Annotated in this window: 15 protein-coding genes, 1 tRNA gene and 4 pseudogenes; 11 read left to right on the top strand and 9 right to left on the bottom strand. The window is 66.6% G+C overall.

Annotated features, from left to right (window positions below; genetic code table 11):
* Positions 1-24 precede the first annotated feature (24 nt).
* The 4 genes from QP165_RS05555 to QP165_RS05540 are packed head-to-tail and all read left to right on the top strand — an operon-like array spanning position 25 to position 2,312.
* The gene (locus tag QP165_RS05555; RefSeq protein ID WP_333994312.1) at positions 25-762 is read left to right on the top strand and encodes a ComF family protein; all 738 of its coding nucleotides are present in this window, start codon (positions 25-27) and stop codon (positions 760-762) included.
* 31 nt (positions 763-793) lie between these two features.
* On the top strand, positions 794-1,048 hold the full coding sequence (grxC, locus tag QP165_RS05550) for a glutaredoxin 3 (protein WP_056016046.1): 255 nt from the start codon (positions 794-796) through the stop codon (positions 1,046-1,048).
* Positions 1,048-1,875: a carbon-nitrogen hydrolase family protein gene (locus QP165_RS05545; RefSeq protein ID WP_333994309.1), complete on the top strand. Its 828-nt coding sequence runs from the start codon at positions 1,048-1,050 to the stop codon at positions 1,873-1,875. Before grxC ends, QP165_RS05545 begins: the two co-directional genes overlap by 1 nt.
* Positions 1,872-2,312, top strand: coding sequence for a DUF1178 family protein (locus QP165_RS05540; protein WP_333994307.1), 441 nt, complete (start codon positions 1,872-1,874; stop codon positions 2,310-2,312). Before QP165_RS05545 ends, QP165_RS05540 begins: the two co-directional genes overlap by 4 nt.
* An 86-nt stretch (positions 2,313-2,398) precedes the next feature.
* Here QP165_RS05540 and QP165_RS05535 read toward each other — a convergent pair.
* From QP165_RS05535 to QP165_RS05525, 3 genes are all read right to left on the bottom strand, one after another.
* A tRNA-Arg gene (locus QP165_RS05535) sits at positions 2,399-2,475 on the bottom strand.
* Between the two features lie 145 nt (positions 2,476-2,620).
* Positions 2,621-2,881, bottom strand: a complete 261-nt coding sequence (locus tag QP165_RS05530; protein ID WP_056015904.1) for an SWIB/MDM2 domain-containing protein — start codon at positions 2,879-2,881, stop codon at positions 2,621-2,623.
* A 48-nt stretch (positions 2,882-2,929) separates the two neighbouring features.
* A complete protein-coding gene (locus QP165_RS05525; protein WP_056015902.1) occupies positions 2,930-3,133 on the bottom strand; it encodes a DUF2945 domain-containing protein in 204 nt (67 codons plus the stop codon).
* 119 nt (positions 3,134-3,252) lie between these two features.
* On the opposite strand from QP165_RS05525, the gene QP165_RS05520 reads away from it, so the two are divergent.
* The 6 genes and pseudogenes from QP165_RS05520 (at position 3,253) to QP165_RS05495 (ending at position 7,548) form a co-directional block, all read left to right on the top strand.
* A complete protein-coding gene (locus QP165_RS05520) occupies positions 3,253-4,359 on the top strand; it encodes an S-(hydroxymethyl)glutathione dehydrogenase/class III alcohol dehydrogenase (RefSeq protein WP_333994305.1) in 1,107 nt (368 codons plus the stop codon).
* An 11-nt stretch (positions 4,360-4,370) separates the two neighbouring features.
* Positions 4,371-4,753 (top strand): annotated as a pseudogene (locus QP165_RS05515) (VOC family protein).
* A pseudogene (gene fghA / locus QP165_RS05510) lies at positions 4,753-5,597 on the top strand (S-formylglutathione hydrolase). Before QP165_RS05515 ends, fghA begins: the two co-directional pseudogenes overlap by 1 nt.
* A 208-nt stretch (positions 5,598-5,805) precedes the next feature.
* Positions 5,806-6,423: a GTP cyclohydrolase I FolE gene (gene folE, locus QP165_RS05505; protein ID WP_056015896.1), complete on the top strand. Its 618-nt coding sequence runs from the start codon at positions 5,806-5,808 to the stop codon at positions 6,421-6,423.
* Positions 6,423-7,205, top strand: a complete 783-nt coding sequence (locus tag QP165_RS05500) for an SDR family oxidoreductase (protein WP_333994302.1) — start codon at positions 6,423-6,425, stop codon at positions 7,203-7,205. The genes folE and QP165_RS05500 overlap by 1 nt, the downstream gene beginning before the upstream one ends.
* Positions 7,198-7,548 carry a dihydroneopterin aldolase gene (locus tag QP165_RS05495; protein ID WP_333994301.1) on the top strand — a complete coding sequence of 117 codons (351 nt, stop codon included), beginning with the start codon at positions 7,198-7,200 and terminating at the stop codon, positions 7,546-7,548. The genes QP165_RS05500 and QP165_RS05495 overlap by 8 nt, the downstream gene beginning before the upstream one ends.
* Before the next feature lie 105 nt (positions 7,549-7,653).
* Here QP165_RS05495 and leuA read toward each other — a convergent pair whose 3' ends face one another.
* The 6 genes and pseudogenes from leuA to miaA all read right to left on the bottom strand — a co-directional run bounded on the left by leuA (position 7,654) and on the right by miaA (position 15,111).
* On the bottom strand, positions 7,654-9,312 hold the full coding sequence (leuA, locus tag QP165_RS05490; protein ID WP_333994299.1) for a 2-isopropylmalate synthase: 1,659 nt from the start codon (positions 9,310-9,312) through the stop codon (positions 7,654-7,656).
* A 193-nt stretch (positions 9,313-9,505) separates the two neighbouring features.
* A complete protein-coding gene (locus QP165_RS05485) occupies positions 9,506-10,111 on the bottom strand; it encodes a YceI family protein (protein ID WP_333994298.1) in 606 nt (201 codons plus the stop codon).
* A 526-nt stretch (positions 10,112-10,637) separates the two neighbouring features.
* Positions 10,638-11,651, bottom strand: a pseudogene (gene ilvC / locus QP165_RS05480) (ketol-acid reductoisomerase); the annotation flags it as partial.
* Positions 11,652-11,834: 183 nt separating this feature from the next.
* Positions 11,835-12,350, bottom strand: coding sequence for an acetolactate synthase small subunit (ilvN, locus tag QP165_RS05475; RefSeq protein ID WP_333994297.1), 516 nt, complete (start codon positions 12,348-12,350; stop codon positions 11,835-11,837).
* Positions 12,350-14,099 (bottom strand): annotated as a pseudogene (locus QP165_RS05470) (acetolactate synthase 3 large subunit). The gene ilvN and the pseudogene QP165_RS05470 overlap by 1 nt, the downstream one beginning before the upstream one ends.
* An 82-nt stretch (positions 14,100-14,181) precedes the next feature.
* On the bottom strand, positions 14,182-15,111 hold the full coding sequence (miaA, locus tag QP165_RS05465; protein ID WP_333994295.1) for a tRNA (adenosine(37)-N6)-dimethylallyltransferase MiaA: 930 nt from the start codon (positions 15,109-15,111) through the stop codon (positions 14,182-14,184).
* Here miaA and serB point away from each other — a divergent pair.
* A complete protein-coding gene (serB, locus tag QP165_RS05460) occupies positions 15,104-15,985 on the top strand; it encodes a phosphoserine phosphatase SerB (protein ID WP_333994293.1) in 882 nt (293 codons plus the stop codon). The genes miaA and serB overlap by 8 nt on opposite strands.
* The last annotated feature ends 42 nt before the right edge of the window (positions 15,986-16,027 follow it).

The raw sequence follows: 16,027 nt of genomic DNA, 5'->3' as shown, positions 1-16,027 counted from the left end.
TGCATGGTTTGACGACAAGAGTGCGTGCGATGGCTCGATCCGATTGGCGCGGCCGCGCGGCTGGCGCTGCCGCCGCGATGCCCCGGATGCGGGATCCCTGTCGTGGCCGATCACCGTTTCTGTGCGACGTGCTGGAACAGCCTGCGCTTCCTCGGCCCGCCCTGGTGTGCAGCGTGCAACCTGCCGTTCGCGCATGATCGCGGCGACGGCGCGCGGTGCGCCGCCTGTCTGGCGGATCCGCCCCGTCACGCGGGACTGCGCGCCGCGGTGGCCTATGGACCGGTCGCGCGCAGTCTCGCGCTCCGGTTGAAATATGGCGGGCGTATCGCGTTCGCCGAGACGATGGCGGGGCCGATGGCGCGGTTGCTGCCAGAGGGGGCCGACCTTATCGTCCCCGTTCCGCTGCATCGCTGGCGGCTCTGGTCGCGCGGGTTCAACCAGGCCGGGCTGATCGCGGCGGGCGTGGCGTCGCGATCGGGCGTGCCGGTCGATCATGATGCGCTGCTGCGTCGGCGTCAGACGCTGTCGCTGCGCGGACTTGGGGGCCGCGCGCGGGCAAGGACCGTCGCGGGGGCGTTCGCGATCAGCGGCGAGGCGAGCCGGGAGGGACGCGTGCGCGACAAGGCCGTGGTGCTCGTCGACGACGTCTGTGCGAGCGGTGCGACGACAGATGCCTGCACGCGCGTGCTGCGCTCGGCGGGTGCGCGGTCCGTGACGATCCTGTGCTGGGCAAGAGTGCTGCCCGAGACCGGAGATTATTGACAAGCTAGGGGTGAGACCACAGGTGGGAAACATGGCAAAAGTTGAAATCTACATCAAGCAATTCTGCCCCTATTGCTCGCGGGCGATGAAGCTTCTCGCATCCAAGGGCGTTGAGCCCGAAACGTTCGACGTGACGATGGGCGGCCCGAAAAAGGCAGAGATGGTCGAGCGCTCCGGCGGTCGCATGACGATGCCGCAGGTCTTCATCGACGGGCGCCATATCGGCGGCTCCGATGATCTGGCGGCACTGGATGCCAGGGGTGGGCTGGACCCGCTGCTGACCTGATGCCGCGGATCGGCGTCCTTCAGATGACCAGCGGGATCGATCCCGCCGGCAATGCCGAGACGATTGTCGATGCGATCCATGCGGCGGCGGCGGGGGGCGCAGCGATGCTGTTCACGCCTGAAATGTCGGGGCTGATCGATCGTGACCGCGCGCGCGGATCGGCCTCGATCACCACGGAAGCTGACGACGCAGTTCTCTCGCCGGTGCGGCAGGCGGCGGCAGAGGCTGGCCTCTGGGTCCATCTCGGATCGCTCGCGGTGCGGCGCACCGACGGAAAATTCGCCAATCGCGGGTTCGTGATCGATGCGGAGGGTGCGATCCGCGCGCGCTACGACAAGCTCCATCTGTTCGACGTCGATCTGCCGACTGGCGAGAGCTGGCGCAGATCCGCGGCCTATGCTGCCGGCGAGACGGCGACGGTTGTCGAGACCCCCGCCGGGATGCTGGGGACATCGATCTGTTACGACGTGCGGTTTCCCGATCTCTACCGCGCGCTGAGCGACGCCGGCGCGACGCTGTTGTCGGTGCCGGCCGCGTTCACGCAGCCGACCGGCCGTGCGCACTGGGAAGTGTTGTTGCGCGCGCGTGCGATCGAGGCGGGGGCATTCGTCGTCGCGGCGGCGCAGACCGGTATCCACGCCGACGGCCGCGCGACCTATGGGCATTCGCTGGTGATCGACCCCTGGGGCGATGTCATCCTCGACATGCGCGAAGCGGCGGGTCTGCAATTCGCCGACATCGACCCGGCGCGGCTCGACGACGTCCGCGCGCGGATCCCGGCACTGTCGCACCGACGCGCGATCCCGCGCGTGACCGTGGTTCGATGATCGTCTTCGATCTCAAATGCAGCCGGGATCATGTGTTCGAAGCTTGGTTCGGATCGACCGCAGCCTATGACGCACAGCGCGCGAAGGGGCAGGTCCGCTGTCCGCTCTGCGACGATCATGACGTGGGCAAGGCGGTGATGGCGCCAGCGATCGCGAGCAAGGGCAACAGCCGGCCTGAGCGGTCGGGCAAGTTCTCGCCAGAGGCCGCAAAGGCCGCCGTCACCGCGCTGGCCGCGTTCCAGGCGGAGGCGCTCAAGACATCCAAATGGGTCGGAGACCGGTTCGCCGATCGCGCGCGGGCGATGCATCTGGGCGAAGAGACGTCGGATGCGATCTATGGCGAGGCCAGTGTCGCCGAAGCGCGTGCGTTGATCGATGACGGCGTGCCGATCGCGCCTTTGCTGCTGCCGGTCGTTCCGCCGAACAAGGTGAACTGACACGCGCATCGCGCGCGTCGGCTTGGCGTTTGGAACACATGCAGGCACGGCATCGCGTTCGGCGAGAGCGCATGCGTCGTGAAAGCTGGTGCCCCCGGCGAGATTTGAACACGCGGCCTACGGTTTAGGAAACCGTCGCTCTATCCGGCTGAGCTACGGGGGCATCGAGGCTTTTTAGGTCGGTCGGGCGAGCGGATCAAGCGGGCCTGCGCGTCGCTGATCTGGTCGCGAGGTTGCCCAAGATGCCGATCAGGCGACGTCGGCCACTTCGTCGAAGCGGCCGGCGTCGCCTGGCATCACGGTCGGGCTCAGGCCTTCACGTGCTGCGAGATGTACTTGTTCATCTCGAACATCGTGCACTTGTCGCGACCGAAAACCTTCTTGAGCTTCTCGTCGGCGAGGATCTCACGCTTGTTCTCGGGATTCTGAAGATTGTTGGCCTTGATATAGACCCACACCTTGCTGATCACTTCGCTGCGCGGCAGCTTGTCCTTGCCGACGATCTCAGCGAGCTCGGGAGAGGGCTGGACGGGGGCGTGGATGCCGCCGGTCTTGGGAGCTGTAGCCATAAGCATTCCTTCCTGTTCGCGTGCGTGCGTTAGGCACTGCGCGCGTGGTCACGCCTTGTTGAGCGCGCCCGCCTTGTGCGCTGCCTTGCCGCCATTGTCACTCCTTACGATGTATTGCGGGTCGTCCGAGGAGGCGCGGACGGTGTGTCCCTTGATCTTGGTATCGCTGGTCTGCTTCTTTTCGACCACGCCGTGCGCCTCGCCGCCGGGCGACTTCCAGGTGACCTCGTCGCCCTTTTTGGGATCCTTCACTCTGCCATCTCCTTGATTAGTAAGGATCAAGCGCGTGATTAACGCATTGGTTGCACGGCGCGCGGGTTGCGGACGCCACGACCTGCGGGCATCAGGGCGGCCAGTCAGGAGACCCGTTCATGAAGACCCGCGCTGCCGTCGCGTTCGAAGCGAAAAAACCACTCGAGATCGTCGAGCTCGACCTGGAAGGCCCGAAATTCGGTGAGGTCCTCGTCGAAATCATGGCCACGGGCCTTTGTCACACCGACGCGTACACGCTTGATGGGCTTGATTCGGAAGGTCTTTTCCCGAGCGTTCTTGGCCATGAAGGCGCCGGCGTCGTGCGTGAGATCGGCGCGGGCGTGACGAGCGTCGCGGTCGGCGATCACGTCATCCCGCTCTACACCCCCGAATGCCGCCAGTGTAAGTCGTGCCTCAGCGGCAAGACCAACCTGTGCACTGCGATCCGCGCGACACAAGGCAAGGGGTTGATGCCCGACGGCACGACGCGGTTCAGCTACAAGGGGCAGCCGATCTTCCATTACATGGGCTGTTCGACCTTCTCGAACTTCACCGTGCTCCCCGAGATCGCGGTCGCCAAGATCCGCGATGACGCGCCGTTCGACACGTCCTGCTATATCGGCTGCGGCGTGACGACGGGGGTGGGCGCGGTGGTCCACACGGCGAAGGTCCAGCCTGGCGATACCGTCGTCGTGTTCGGGCTCGGCGGGATCGGGCTGAACGTGATCCAGGGCGCCAAGCTCGCGGGCGCCGGGATGATCGTCGGCGTCGACATCAACCCCGACCGCGAGGAATGGGGGCGTCGCTTCGGCATGACGCACTTCGCCAACCCCAAGGAGGTGGGTGACATCGTCCCCCACATCGTCGCGCTGACCGATGGCGGCGCGGACTTCACCTTCGATGCGACCGGCAACACGACCGTAATGCGGCAGGCGCTCGAGGCATGCCACCGTGGCTGGGGCACGTCGATCGTGATCGGCGTGGCCGAGGCAGGCAAGGAGATCAGCACGCGCCCGTTCCAGCTCGTCACCGGGCGCAACTGGCGCGGGACCGCGTTCGGCGGCGCGCGCGGACGGACCGACACGCCCAAGATCGTCGACTGGTACATGAACGGGATGATCGAGATCGACCCGATGATCACGCACCGCCTGACGCTCGACGAGATCAACAAGGGCTTCGACCTGATGCATGCCGGCGAGAGCATCCGCTCCGTCGTGATCTATTGAGAGGGAACGCCATGTTTTCGCACATCATGATCGGCGCCGACGATATCGGCGCATCGAAGGCGTTCTACGATGCCGCGCTGGGCGCGCTCGGCGTGCCGGCGGGTGTCGTCGACGAATGGGGCCGGGTCATCTACGCGCATGGCGGCAGCCGTTTCCTGCTGACCAGGCCGATCGACGGCGAGCCTGCGACGCACGCCAATGGCGGCACGCTGGGGTTCGCTGCCGAATCGACCGACGCCGCCGATGCGTGGCACGCGGCGGGGCTGGCCGCGGGTGGGACGGCCTGCGAAGATCCCCCGGCATCCGCGAGGCGACCGGTGGACGCAGGCTGTACCTCGCCTATCTGCGCGATCCGGCCGGCAACAAGCTGTGCGCGCTGCACCGCGTCGCGTGATGGCCATGGAGACGGTTTCCACCACCAAGGCATTTGGCGGAACGCAAGGCGTGTACCGCCATGCGTCGGCCGCGACCGGCACCGACATGACCTTCGCGGTCTATGTCCCGCCGCACGACGATGGCGCACGGTTGCCCGTGCTGTGGTTCCTTTCGGGGCTGACCTGCACCCACGCGAACGTCATGGACAAGGGCGAGTATCGACGCGCGTGCGCCGAGCATGGCGTCATCCTGATCGCGCCGGATACGAGCCCGCGCGGCGACGCGGTGCCCGACGACGAGGGCTATGATTTCGGCAAGGGTGCGGGCTTCTACGTCGATGCGACCGAGGAACCCTGGGCCGCGAACTTCGCGATGAAGCGGTATGTCGAGGACGAGCTCCCCGCGCTGATCGCCGCTGAATTCGCCATGGCGGACATGGCGCGGCAGGGGATCATGGGCCATTCGATGGGTGGGCATGGCGCACTGACGATCGCGCTGCGCAATCCAGACCGGTTCGCGAGCGTCTCGGCGTTCGCGCCCATCGCGTCGCCGCTGCACTGTGCGTGGGGCGAGAAAGCGCTGGGGGGTATCTCGGCCCGGATCGCGCGGCGTGGCGCGCCTATGACGCGTGTGCGTTGATCGACGACGGCGCGCGGATCGCCGACATCCTCGTCGATCAGGGCGATGCCGACGGCTTCCTGCACGAGCAGCTCAAGCCCGACCTGCTCGAGGCGGCGTGTGCCGCGGCGGGGATCGAGCTGACGTTGCGGATGCAGCCGGGCTATGATCACAGCTATGCGTTCATATCGACCTTCATGGCGGACCATGTCGCCTGGCATGCGGAACGCCTGGGACCGCGCTGACCGGCACCCTACGGCCAAGCACCGCAGACCCGTGCGGTGACGCTGGCCGGTCGCGCGACCGTGCGTTGGCGCCTATACGCTGTATGGGGAACTCCATGGGTGCTGCGGCGACGAGCCGCGGCGGCCCATGCGCCGTGATGCAATGCGGCCGATTTAGACCTATGACACCCTGGACGCCGCAGTCGCGGCAGAATGATGGAGCGCCGTGATGATCGCTGAAACGCCTTTCTCCGATACGGTCGGAGCAGATGGCAAGCTGATCGTCCCGCAAGACGTCGAGGCGGCTATCCGCACGCTGATCCGCTGGACCGGTGACGATCCCACGCGGGAGGGATTGATCGATACGCCGCGACGCGTCGCGCGGGCCTGGAAGGAATATTGCGCGGGCTATGGCGACGATCCCGCCCAACATCTCGCGCGCGTGTTCGAGGAGGTCGGGGGCTATGACGAGATCGTGCTCCTGAAGGACATCCCGTTCCAGTCGCATTGCGAGCATCACATGGCGCCGATCATCGGCAAGGCGCATATTGCCTATCTGCCGCGCAACCATGTCGTCGGGATTTCGAAGCTCGCGCGGGTGCTGCATGGCTTCGCGCGCCGGTTGCAGGTGCAGGAGCGGCTGACCGCCGAGGTGGCGGACTGTATCTGGGAAAATCTCAAGCCGCTCGGCGTCGCGGTCGTCATCGAGGCGAGCCACGCGTGCATGACCGCGCGCGGCGTCCGGACGCCGGGGGTCGCGATGGTGACGAGCCGGATGATGGGCGTGTTTCGCGACGACGAGCGCAGCCGCAAGGAGGTGTTGTCGCTGATGGGGCACCGCGCCTGATGCCAGCGCTGTGCCGGACCGTGCTCGTGACGGGCGGGGCGAAACGGCTGGGCGCGGCAATCGTTCGGCGGCTGGCGGCGGACGGGCATGCGGTGGTCGTGCATCAGGGGCATTCGCCGGATGAGGCCGCGGCGCTGGTCGACGAGATCGCCGCGACCGGCGGGCGTGCGGCGGCGGTCGAAGGCGATCTGAGCGATCTGGGCGCGATCGCCGACCTGTTCGCGGCGGCGCGGGGCGCGATCGGTGGACCGATCGACGGGCTGGTCAACTGCGCATCGAAGTTCGACTTTGACCGGCCGCCCGGAGTCGATCCTTCGCTGTTCGCCGAGCTTGCCGCGATCAATTGCGGCGCGCCGGTGCTGCTCGCGTCGGCGCTCGCGTCGCAGGAGGATGTCCGCGACGGCGCGGTCGTGAACCTGCTCGACCAGAAGGTCGCGAACCTCAATCCCGACTTCTTCTCCTACAGCTGCGGCAAGATCGCGCTCGAGGGGGCGACGGTGATGCTGGCACAGGCGCTGGGGCCGCGGATCAGCGTCAACGCGGTGGCGCCGGGGCTGACGCTGCCGAGCGGCGACCAGACCGACGCCGAGTTCGCGGCGGTGGCGAGCGACAATCTTCTGCGGCGGCCAGTCGGTGCGGACGCGGTGGCGGACGCGGTCGCGTGGTTGCTGGCTGCGAAGGGCGTGACCGGGCAGACGCTGTTCGTGGATTGCGGCCAGCGTTTCCTCGCGCGCGACGGCGACGTGATGTTCGAGGGGCGCAGCGGGGGGCGCAATGGCTGAATTCACGACGATCCTCGACGGGCTCGAGGTGATGATGCGGCTGGGAATCCACCCGCACGAGGTCGCGCCGCAACGCGTAGTCGTCGCGGTCGAGATGACGGTCGCGTATCCGGCGCCGCTCGGCGAGGATGCGATCGAGGAGGTGCTCGATTATGATTTCGTCCGCGAGGGGATCCTCGCGCTCGCGGCGGACCGGCCGTTCGCGTTGCAGGAGACGCTGTGCGAGGCGATCGCCGCGCTGTGTCTCGGCGATGCGCGCGTGCGGCGGGTGAAGGTGCGGACGGTGAAGGCCGACGTCTATCCCGACGCCCGCGTCGGCTGCGAGATTATCCGCGAGCGCTAAGCCTAACCCCGTCATCCTGACGAAAGTCAGGATCCAGAGCCACTCACGCCAGCGCTCGTGGCTCTGGATCCTGGGTCGAGCCCAGGATGACGGGGGTGGGGTGGTTCAGGCGCGGTTCGCTGCCGACAGCACCGCGCGCACCGAGGCGGTGGCGATGTCGGTGTCCATGCCGACACCAAACACCGTCTTGCCCGCCGCGGTCCGGCATTCGACATACGCTGCCGCCTGCGCATCCGCGCCGTGGCCGATCGCGTGCTCGTTATAATCCACCACATCGAGCGTCGGCCCGGTCGACTCCGCGATCGCCGCGATAACGCCCGAGATCAGCCCGTTGCCGCGCCCCGAGATCGACCGCTCCTCGCCATCGATCGCGACGCGGCCGATGAAGACGCGCTGGCCCGCGGTGCCGCTCTCCTCGTAATCGCGCAGGGTCACGCGGTCGTCCGCCTGCGGCATGTAGGTGCGCTCAAACAGGCTCCAGATATCCGCGGCATTCAGCTCGCGGCTCGTCTGGTCGGCATAGGCCTGCACGTGGCGGCTGAAGTCGGCCTGCAACCGCTTGGGGAGTTTCAGCCCCTTGTCCTGTTCGATCACCCAGGCGACGCCACCCTTGCCCGACTGCGAATTGACACGGATCACCGCCTCGTAGCTGCGGCCCAGGTCGGCGGGGTCGATCGGAAGATACGGGACCTCCCAGAGCGTGTCGTTCTTCGCCTCCTGCGCGGCGAAGCCCTTCTTAATCGCGTCCTGATGGCTACCCGAAAACGCGGTAAAGACGAGGTCGCCGGCATAGGGCGTGCGCGGGTGGACGGGGATGTTGGTGCAATAATTCACCGTGTTCACGACGCCGTCGATGTCCGACAGATCGAGCTTCGGGTCGACGCCTTGCGTGTACATGTTGAGCGCGACGGTCACGAGATCGCAATTGCCCGTGCGTTCGCCATTGCCGAGCAGGCAGCCTTCGACGCGGTCCGCGCCCGCCATCATGCCGAGCTCGGCGGCGGCGACGCCGGTGCCGCGGTCGTTATGCGTGTGCAGGCTGATCGCGACCGAGTCACGATTGCGGATGTGGCGGCCGAACCATTCGATCTGGTCGGCATAGACGTTCGGCGTCGCGCACTCGACGGTGGCGGGCAGGTTGAAGATGATCGGATTTTCGGGCGTCGGCATCAGCACGTCCATCACCGCCTCGCAGACCTCGAGGCTGAAATCGAGTTCGGCGGTCGAGAAGGTCTCAGGGCTGTATTCGAACTGCCAGCGGACGTTCGGCTGTTTCGCGGCCTCGTCGCGCAGCACCTTGGCGCCGTCGATCGCGATCTGCTTCACCTGCGCGCGGTCCATGCCGAACACGATCTTGCGCCATGCCGGCGACACCGCGTTGTAGAGGTGGACGATTGCGGTCTTCGCGCCGACGAGGCTGGCAAAGCTCGTCTCGATCAGGTCGCGGCGCGACTGCGTCAGCACCTGGATCGACACGTCGTCGGGGATGCGGCCGGTCTTCACGAGCCCCGAGATGAAGTCGAATTCGGTCGCGCCCGCGCTCGGGAAGCCGACCTCGATCTCCTTCAGCCCCACCTTGCAGAGCAGGTCGAAGAAACGCGTCTTCTTCTCGGCATCCATCGGGTCGATCAGCGCCTGGTTGCCGTCGCGAAGATCGGTCGACAGCCAGCGCGGCGGCTGGACGATCGTCTTCGACGGCCATTGGCGGTCGGGCAGGTCGATTTGTGGGAAAGGTCGGTATTTGGTCGATGGGTCGCGCAGCATGGCTCGTGTCTCTCGTGATCGGGAGCGTTCGGGTCAGCCCTTAGGCGCGAGGCGCGGGGGCTGGCCACCACGCAAACGATCGGCGCGCCTAAGGGCGCGTAAGTCGAAGCAGCAGGAGGCGACCGTGAGTCATTGCGTCTTCCCTATCGCGCGGACACGGTAAATGTCCAGCGCGATAGGGCAGGGTTACGTATTATTGCGCAGCGAACGCCGCGTTGATCGTCAGGTCGACGCGATCAGAGACCACCGGTACCGCCGCACCGAGCCCGAAATCGCTGCGCTTGATCGAGCTCGTCGCGCGGAAGCCGAAGTTCACCTTCTTGTTCATCGGGTTGGCACCCGCGCCGACGAACGTCGCCTGCAGCACGACGGGCTTGGTGATGCCCTTGATCGTCAGGTCACCCGTGATCGTCGCCTTGTCGCCGGTCGCGACGACCTTGGTCGAGACGAACTTGGCAGTCGGATGCGTGGCGACATCGAAGAAATCCTTCGACTTGAGATGGCCGGTGAACGGTGCGGAGGTGACCGACAGCTGGTCGATGGCGAAATTGACCTCGACCTTGGTCGCGTTCGGCTTGGCGGGATCGATCATGATGCTGCCGCCCGATGCACCGAACTGACCTTCAAGCATCGAGAAGCCCATATGGTTGACCTGCCACGTGACCTGCGTGTGGTTGGGGTCGACGGCATAGGTACCGGCGGCGACGCGCGCCTTGACGGGGGCGCCGGGGACGGCGGCGGTCTGGGCGAGGACGGGGGCGGCGGTGAGGGCAAGGATCGTGGCTAGGACTAGGCGCATGGGGGGTCTCCTGTTGAACGCGTGATGCTGGCCGAGCGGCTGCGCTGCGTCAAACGGCGTTATGCCAACGCTGTGTTTCGGATTTTGGTCGGTGGGGGGCGGGGGGAAGCCACGCTCGCTGTTGTTCCCCCGCGGACGCGGGAGCCCAGCTAAACCACGATCACCGCCCGGAATCCTGGGCCCCGCCTTCGCGGGGGAACGAGAGGGGGGACTGGGTCGGGAACGAGAGTAACGGGCTGCGGGCGTGGGCTAGCAAGGGGAGTGGTGGGGGAGAGAAGTGCTACCCCCAAAACGCCACCACCCCGGCGAAGGCCGGGGCCCAATTGGGGGACGTCGGTAACGAAGCATCGTTCTCCGTTACTACAACCTTGCCAATTGGACCCCGGCCTTCGCCGGGGTGGGTAGGGGTGTTGGGCCGAGCGACGCCCATGCCCCACGCCCGCCCGTCGGCCACGGCGAAGCCGCGCCCTGTGGGCGGGCTCCGGCGTGCCGGCCGGTCGATAAAGCGAAAACTGACGGCGTCAGTTTTGGCCTTATCGACGAGCGCGTTCTTCCCGATCCATGGCATCATCCCGCGCAGTTCGCTGCCGATCTTCTCGATCGGATGCGCCAGCGCCTGCTTGCGCGCCGCCTTCAGCTCGGGCTGCCCGGCGCGGTTGTCGAGGATGAATTTCTTCACGAAGCGGCCCGACTGGATGTCGGCCAGCACGCGCTTCATCTCGGCCTTGGTCTCCGAGGTGATGATCCGCGGACCCGTGGTGATGTCGCCATATTCGGCGGTGTTCGAGATCGAATAGCGCATGTTGGCGATGCCGCCCTCATAGAGCAGGTCGACGATCAGCTTGGTCTCGTGCAGGCACTCGAAATAGGCCATTTCGGGCGCGTAGCCGGCTTCGGTCAGCGTCTCGAACCCGGCCTGGATCAGATGCGTGATGCCGCCGCACAGCACGGCCTGCTCGCCGAACAGATCGGTCTCACATTCCTCGCGGAAATTGGTCTCGATGATCCCCGAGCGACCGCCGCCGACTCCCGACGCATAAGCGAGCGCGATGTCGTGCGCGTTGCCCGACTTGTCCTGGTCAATCGCGATCAGGCAGGGGACGCCGCCGCCGCGGACATATTCGCTGCGCACGGTGTGGCCGGGGCCCTTGGGCGCGATCATGATGACGTCGAGATCGGCGCGCGGCTCGATCAGGCCGAAATGGACGTTGAGGCCGTGCGCGAACGCGATCGTCGCACCCTGCTTCAGATTGTCGTGCAGGTCGGTCGCGTAGATCGCCGCCTGATGCTCGTCGGGGGCGAGGATCATGACGATGTCCGCCCAGGCGGCCGCCTCGGCGTTCGACTTGACTGCGAAGCCGGCCTCGATCGCTTTCTTGGCGGTCGCCGAGCCCTCACGCAGCGCGATGGCGACGTCCTTGACGCCCAGATCGCGCAGGTTCTGCGCATGCGCATGGCCCTGCGAGCCGTAACCGACGATCGCGATCTTCTTGTCGGTGATCAGGTTCAGGTCGGCGTCGCGATCGTAATAGACACGCATTGGGAGAGTCCTTTCTTGAAGCGTTGCGTTGGAAAGCGTCGGCGCCCGCACATCCGTCATACCAGCGAAAGCTGGTATCTCATGCGGCTCCTGCAGGACAGGAGCCGCGGGAGACTCCAGCGTTCGCTGGGGTGACGGAGTGGGGGCGACGCGCTTCGGTAAAAATCTTGGTTGGGGGTAAATTCAGGCCGGTTCTTTGCCGCGGGCGATCGCGACGATGCCGGTGCGGGCGACTTCGATCAGGCCGACTTCGCCCATGAGTTCGACGAACTTGTCGATCTTGTCGATCCCGCCGGTCACCTCGAACACGAAGCTCGAGGTCGTCGCATCGACCACACGCGCACGATAGACGTCGGCGAGGCGGAGTGCCTCGATCCGGTGGTCGCCGGTGCCGCGTACCTTGACCAGTGCCAGCTCGCGTTCGACGTGCGCGCCCTGCGCGGTCAGGTCGGTGACCTTGTGGACGGGGACGAGCCGGTCGAGCTGCGCGAGGATCTGCTCCATCGTCGCGGGCGACGCGCTGGTGACGATCGTGATCCGGCTGACCGCCTTGTCGGCGGTGATCTCCGACACGGTCAGGCTCTCGATATTATAGCCGCGCGCGGTGAACAGGCCGGCGATCCGGGCGAGGATGCCCGGCTCGTTGTCGACGATCACCGCGAGCGTGTGCCGCTCGGCCTTTTCCTCGGAAATATGCATCAAACCAGCGCCTTCGCTTCGTCGTCCATCGTGCCCGACACTTCGTTCGCCTGCAGGATCATGTCGGTATGTGCAGCACCGCTCGGGATCATCGGGAAGCAGTTGGTCAGCTGCGACACGCGGCAATCGACGATCACCGGGCCGTCATAGGCCAGCATCTCCGCAATCCCGCTGTCGAGCTGGTTGCGCGTCTCGATCAGGATGCCCTTCCAGCCATAAGCTTCGCCCAACCGGACGAAATCGGGCAGCGAATCCGAATAGCTCTCGGCATAGCGGCTCTCATAGGTGAGCTCCTGCCACTGGCGGACCATGCCCATATACTGGTTGTTGAGGATGAAGATCTTCACCGGCAACCGGTATTGGGTGGCGGTCGCCAGCTCCTGGATGTTCATCTGGATCGATGCCTCGCCGGCGATGTCGATCACCAGCGCGTTCGGATTGCCGAGCTGCGCGCCGATCGCGGCGGGCAGGCCGTAGCCCATCGTGCCGAGACCGCCGCTGGTCAGCCACTTGTTCGGCTTTTCGAAGCCGAAATGCTGTGCTGCCCACATCTGGTGCTGGCCGACCTCGGTCGTGATGATCGGGTTGCGCGCGTGCGTCGCGTCGAACAGCGCCCGGATCGCGCGCTGCGGCATGATCGCGTTCGGGTCGTTCTCGGGGAAGTCGAGGCACCGGACTGCACGCCAGCCGGCGATCCGCCGCTGCCAGTCGGTGGTGTCGGGCTTGGGATGCTGGCGGCTCTTCCAGATCCGCACCATGTCCTCGAGCGCATGGCCGACGTCCGCGATGATCCCGAGATCGACACGTACGGTTTTGTTCACCGACGAGCGATCGATGTCGACATGCACCTTGCGCGAATTCGGGCTGAACGCGTCGAGCCGTCCGGTCACGCGGTCGTCAAACCGGCTGCCGAGCGCGACGACGAGGTCGGCCTGGTTCATCGCCATGTTAGCCTCGTAGGTGCCGTGCATCCCAAGCATGCCGAGCCACTGCTCGCCGCTCGCGGGATAGGCGCCGAGGCCCATCAGCGTCGACGTCACCGGCGCGCCGGTGATGCGGACGAGCTCGCACAGCAGCTGGCTCGCGGCAGGCCCCGAATTGATGATGCCGCCGCCGGTGTACAGGATCGGGCGTTCGGCCGCGGCGAGCATGTCCACCAGCTGCTCGATCTGCGACTGGTCGGCCTTCACCTGCGGGCGATAGGTCTTGTGCTGGATCGGGCCGGGCTTCGCATAGCGCGCGGTCGCGACCTGCACGTCCTTGGGGATGTCGACGACCACCGGCCCCGGACGACCCGAGGTGGCGATGTGGAACGCCTCGTGGATCACCCCGCCGAGCTTGGCCGGATCCTTCACGAGATAATTATGCTTCGAACAGTGACGCGTGATGCCGACGGTATCGGCCTCCTGGAACGCGTCGGTGCCGATCAGCGCGGTCGGTACCTGGCCGGTGATCACCACCATCGGGATCAGAATCCATCAGCGCGTCGGTGATCCCGGTGACCGCATTGGTCGCGCCGGGCCCAGAGGTGACGAGCACAACGCCGGGCTTTCCGGTCGAGCGGGCATAGCCCTCCGCCGCGTGCGTCGCGGCCTGTTCGTGGCGCACCAGGATGTGCTTGATCCGGCCACTGCGGAACAGTGCGTCGTAGATCGGCAGCACGGCACCACCCGGATAACCGAACACGACCTCCACGCCGAGATCGCACAGCGCCTCGATCAGGATATCGGCTCCACTCTTCTCGGTCATCACGTCAAAATCCTTTCGAATGCGCCGCCTTTAGCGCCTCGTGGAGGGGGCGGCTACCGATATAAAAGATGCGTGTCAAACATCATTTGAGCAATATAGTTTCAAATTGCTGCAGGCGCGTTGGAAAATCGAGCGCGTCCGTGCGGGTCCAGGCGGCTGGTGGCTGGTGCCTTAGCCAGGTATATTGGCGCTTGGCATAGCGCCGCGTGGCGATTGATCCGGCCGCGATCGCGTCGGCTAGCGATGTTTCCCCGCGGACCAGTGCGGCGATTTCGGGGACGCCGATCGCGCGGCGGATCGGCGCGTCCTGCGGGATGTCGGTGCGGGCGAGGAGCGCGGCGACTTCCGCTTGGCTGGTCTCGGCCATCTCGGCGAAGCGCTGGTCGATGCGCGCGTTCAGCCAGTCGCGGTCGGGGATCAGGATCAGCGCGCGGACGTCGAGCCGGTCGCCGATGCCGCCCACGCGTTTGGTCTGCCAGTTGGCCAGTGTACGGCCGGTGCCGCGGACCACCTCCAGCGCGCGCGCGACGCGCGTCGTGTCGGCGGCGTTCAGCCGGGCGGCGGCGGGCGGGTCGAGCAACGCGAGCGCGGCATGCGCGTCGGCGACGGGGAGCGCGCGGATCTGCTCGCGAAGTGCCGGGTCGATCGCGGGGACGGGGGCGATGCCGTCGAGCAGCGTGCGCACGTATAGCCCGGTGCCGCCGACTAGGATCGGCAGTCTGCCCTCGGCGAGCGTGGCATCGATCGCGTCCGTCGCTTCGGCGGCCCAGCGTGCGGCGGAATAGGTCGCGTCGGCGGCGTCGACATGGCCGAACAGGCGGTGCGGGGCGCTCGCCTCCTCCTCGGCCGAAGGGCGCGCGGTGAGGATGCGGAGATCGGCATAGACCTGCGCGGAATCGGCGTTGATGACGACGCCGTCGTGGCGCGCGGCGATGGCGACCGCGAGCGCGGACTTGCCGCTCGCGGTCGGCCCTGCGATGAGCGCGACCTTCGGGAGATGTTCTATGTTCACGGCAACGCTTATAGCCTCGGGCACGCTGACCGCAGGCGATATTTCGACCGCGATGGATCGGCTGCGCGACGCCGGCTGCGCACCGGGCGCGAGCGGCTGGATCGACGAGGGCGATGCCGCCGACCTGATCTTCGGGATGGCGCCGGATGCGGCCCGGACTGCGCTCGAGGGGGCATTCGACCGTACCGACGTGGTGGTCCAGCCGAGCCACACACGTACCAAGACGTTGCTGGTCGCGGACATGGATTCGACGATGATCACCGTCGAGTGCATCGACGAGCTCGCCGACTATGCCGGCATCAAGCCGCAGATCGCGGAGATCACCGAACGCGCGATGCGCGGCGAACTCGATTTCGAGGCGGCACTCGATGCGCGCGTCGCGTTGCTCAAGGGGCTGGCGGAGAGCGATATCGAGCGATGTCTCGCCGAGCGCGTGACGATCATGCCGGGCGCCAAGGCGCTGGTCCGGACGATGCGGTCGCGCGGGGCGCTGGCGGTGCTGGTGTCGGGCGGGTTTACGCGGTTCGCGGAGCCGGTGGCCAAGGCGATCGGCTTCGACCGCGCGATCGCCAACGTTCTCGAGGTTGCGGGTGGCGTGCTGACGGGGACGGTGACGAAGCCGGTCGTCGGGTCCGCCACGAAGCTGACGACGCTCAACGCGGCGATTGCCGAGCGGGGGATCGCGGTGCAGGAGTCGCTCGCGGTGGGCGATGGCGCGAACGATCTGGCGATGATCGAGGCGGCGGGGCTGGGGGTCGCATTCCGTGCGAAGCCGATCGTCGCGGCGGCCGCGGCGGCGCGCGTCGATCACGGCGACCTGACCGCGCTCCTCCATGCGCAGGGACTGCCGCGGCGAGACTGGATCGTCGCCTGACACCCTGACAACCGACGTGAAGGCGCGCATGCATGTCGTCTG

The sequence above is a fragment of the Sphingomonas sp. 22R3R2A-7 genome (assembly GCF_036856055.1).
Classification (GTDB): Bacteria; Pseudomonadota; Alphaproteobacteria; order Sphingomonadales; family Sphingomonadaceae; genus Sphingomonas.
This window is presented reverse-complemented; position numbering and strand designations above follow the sequence as displayed.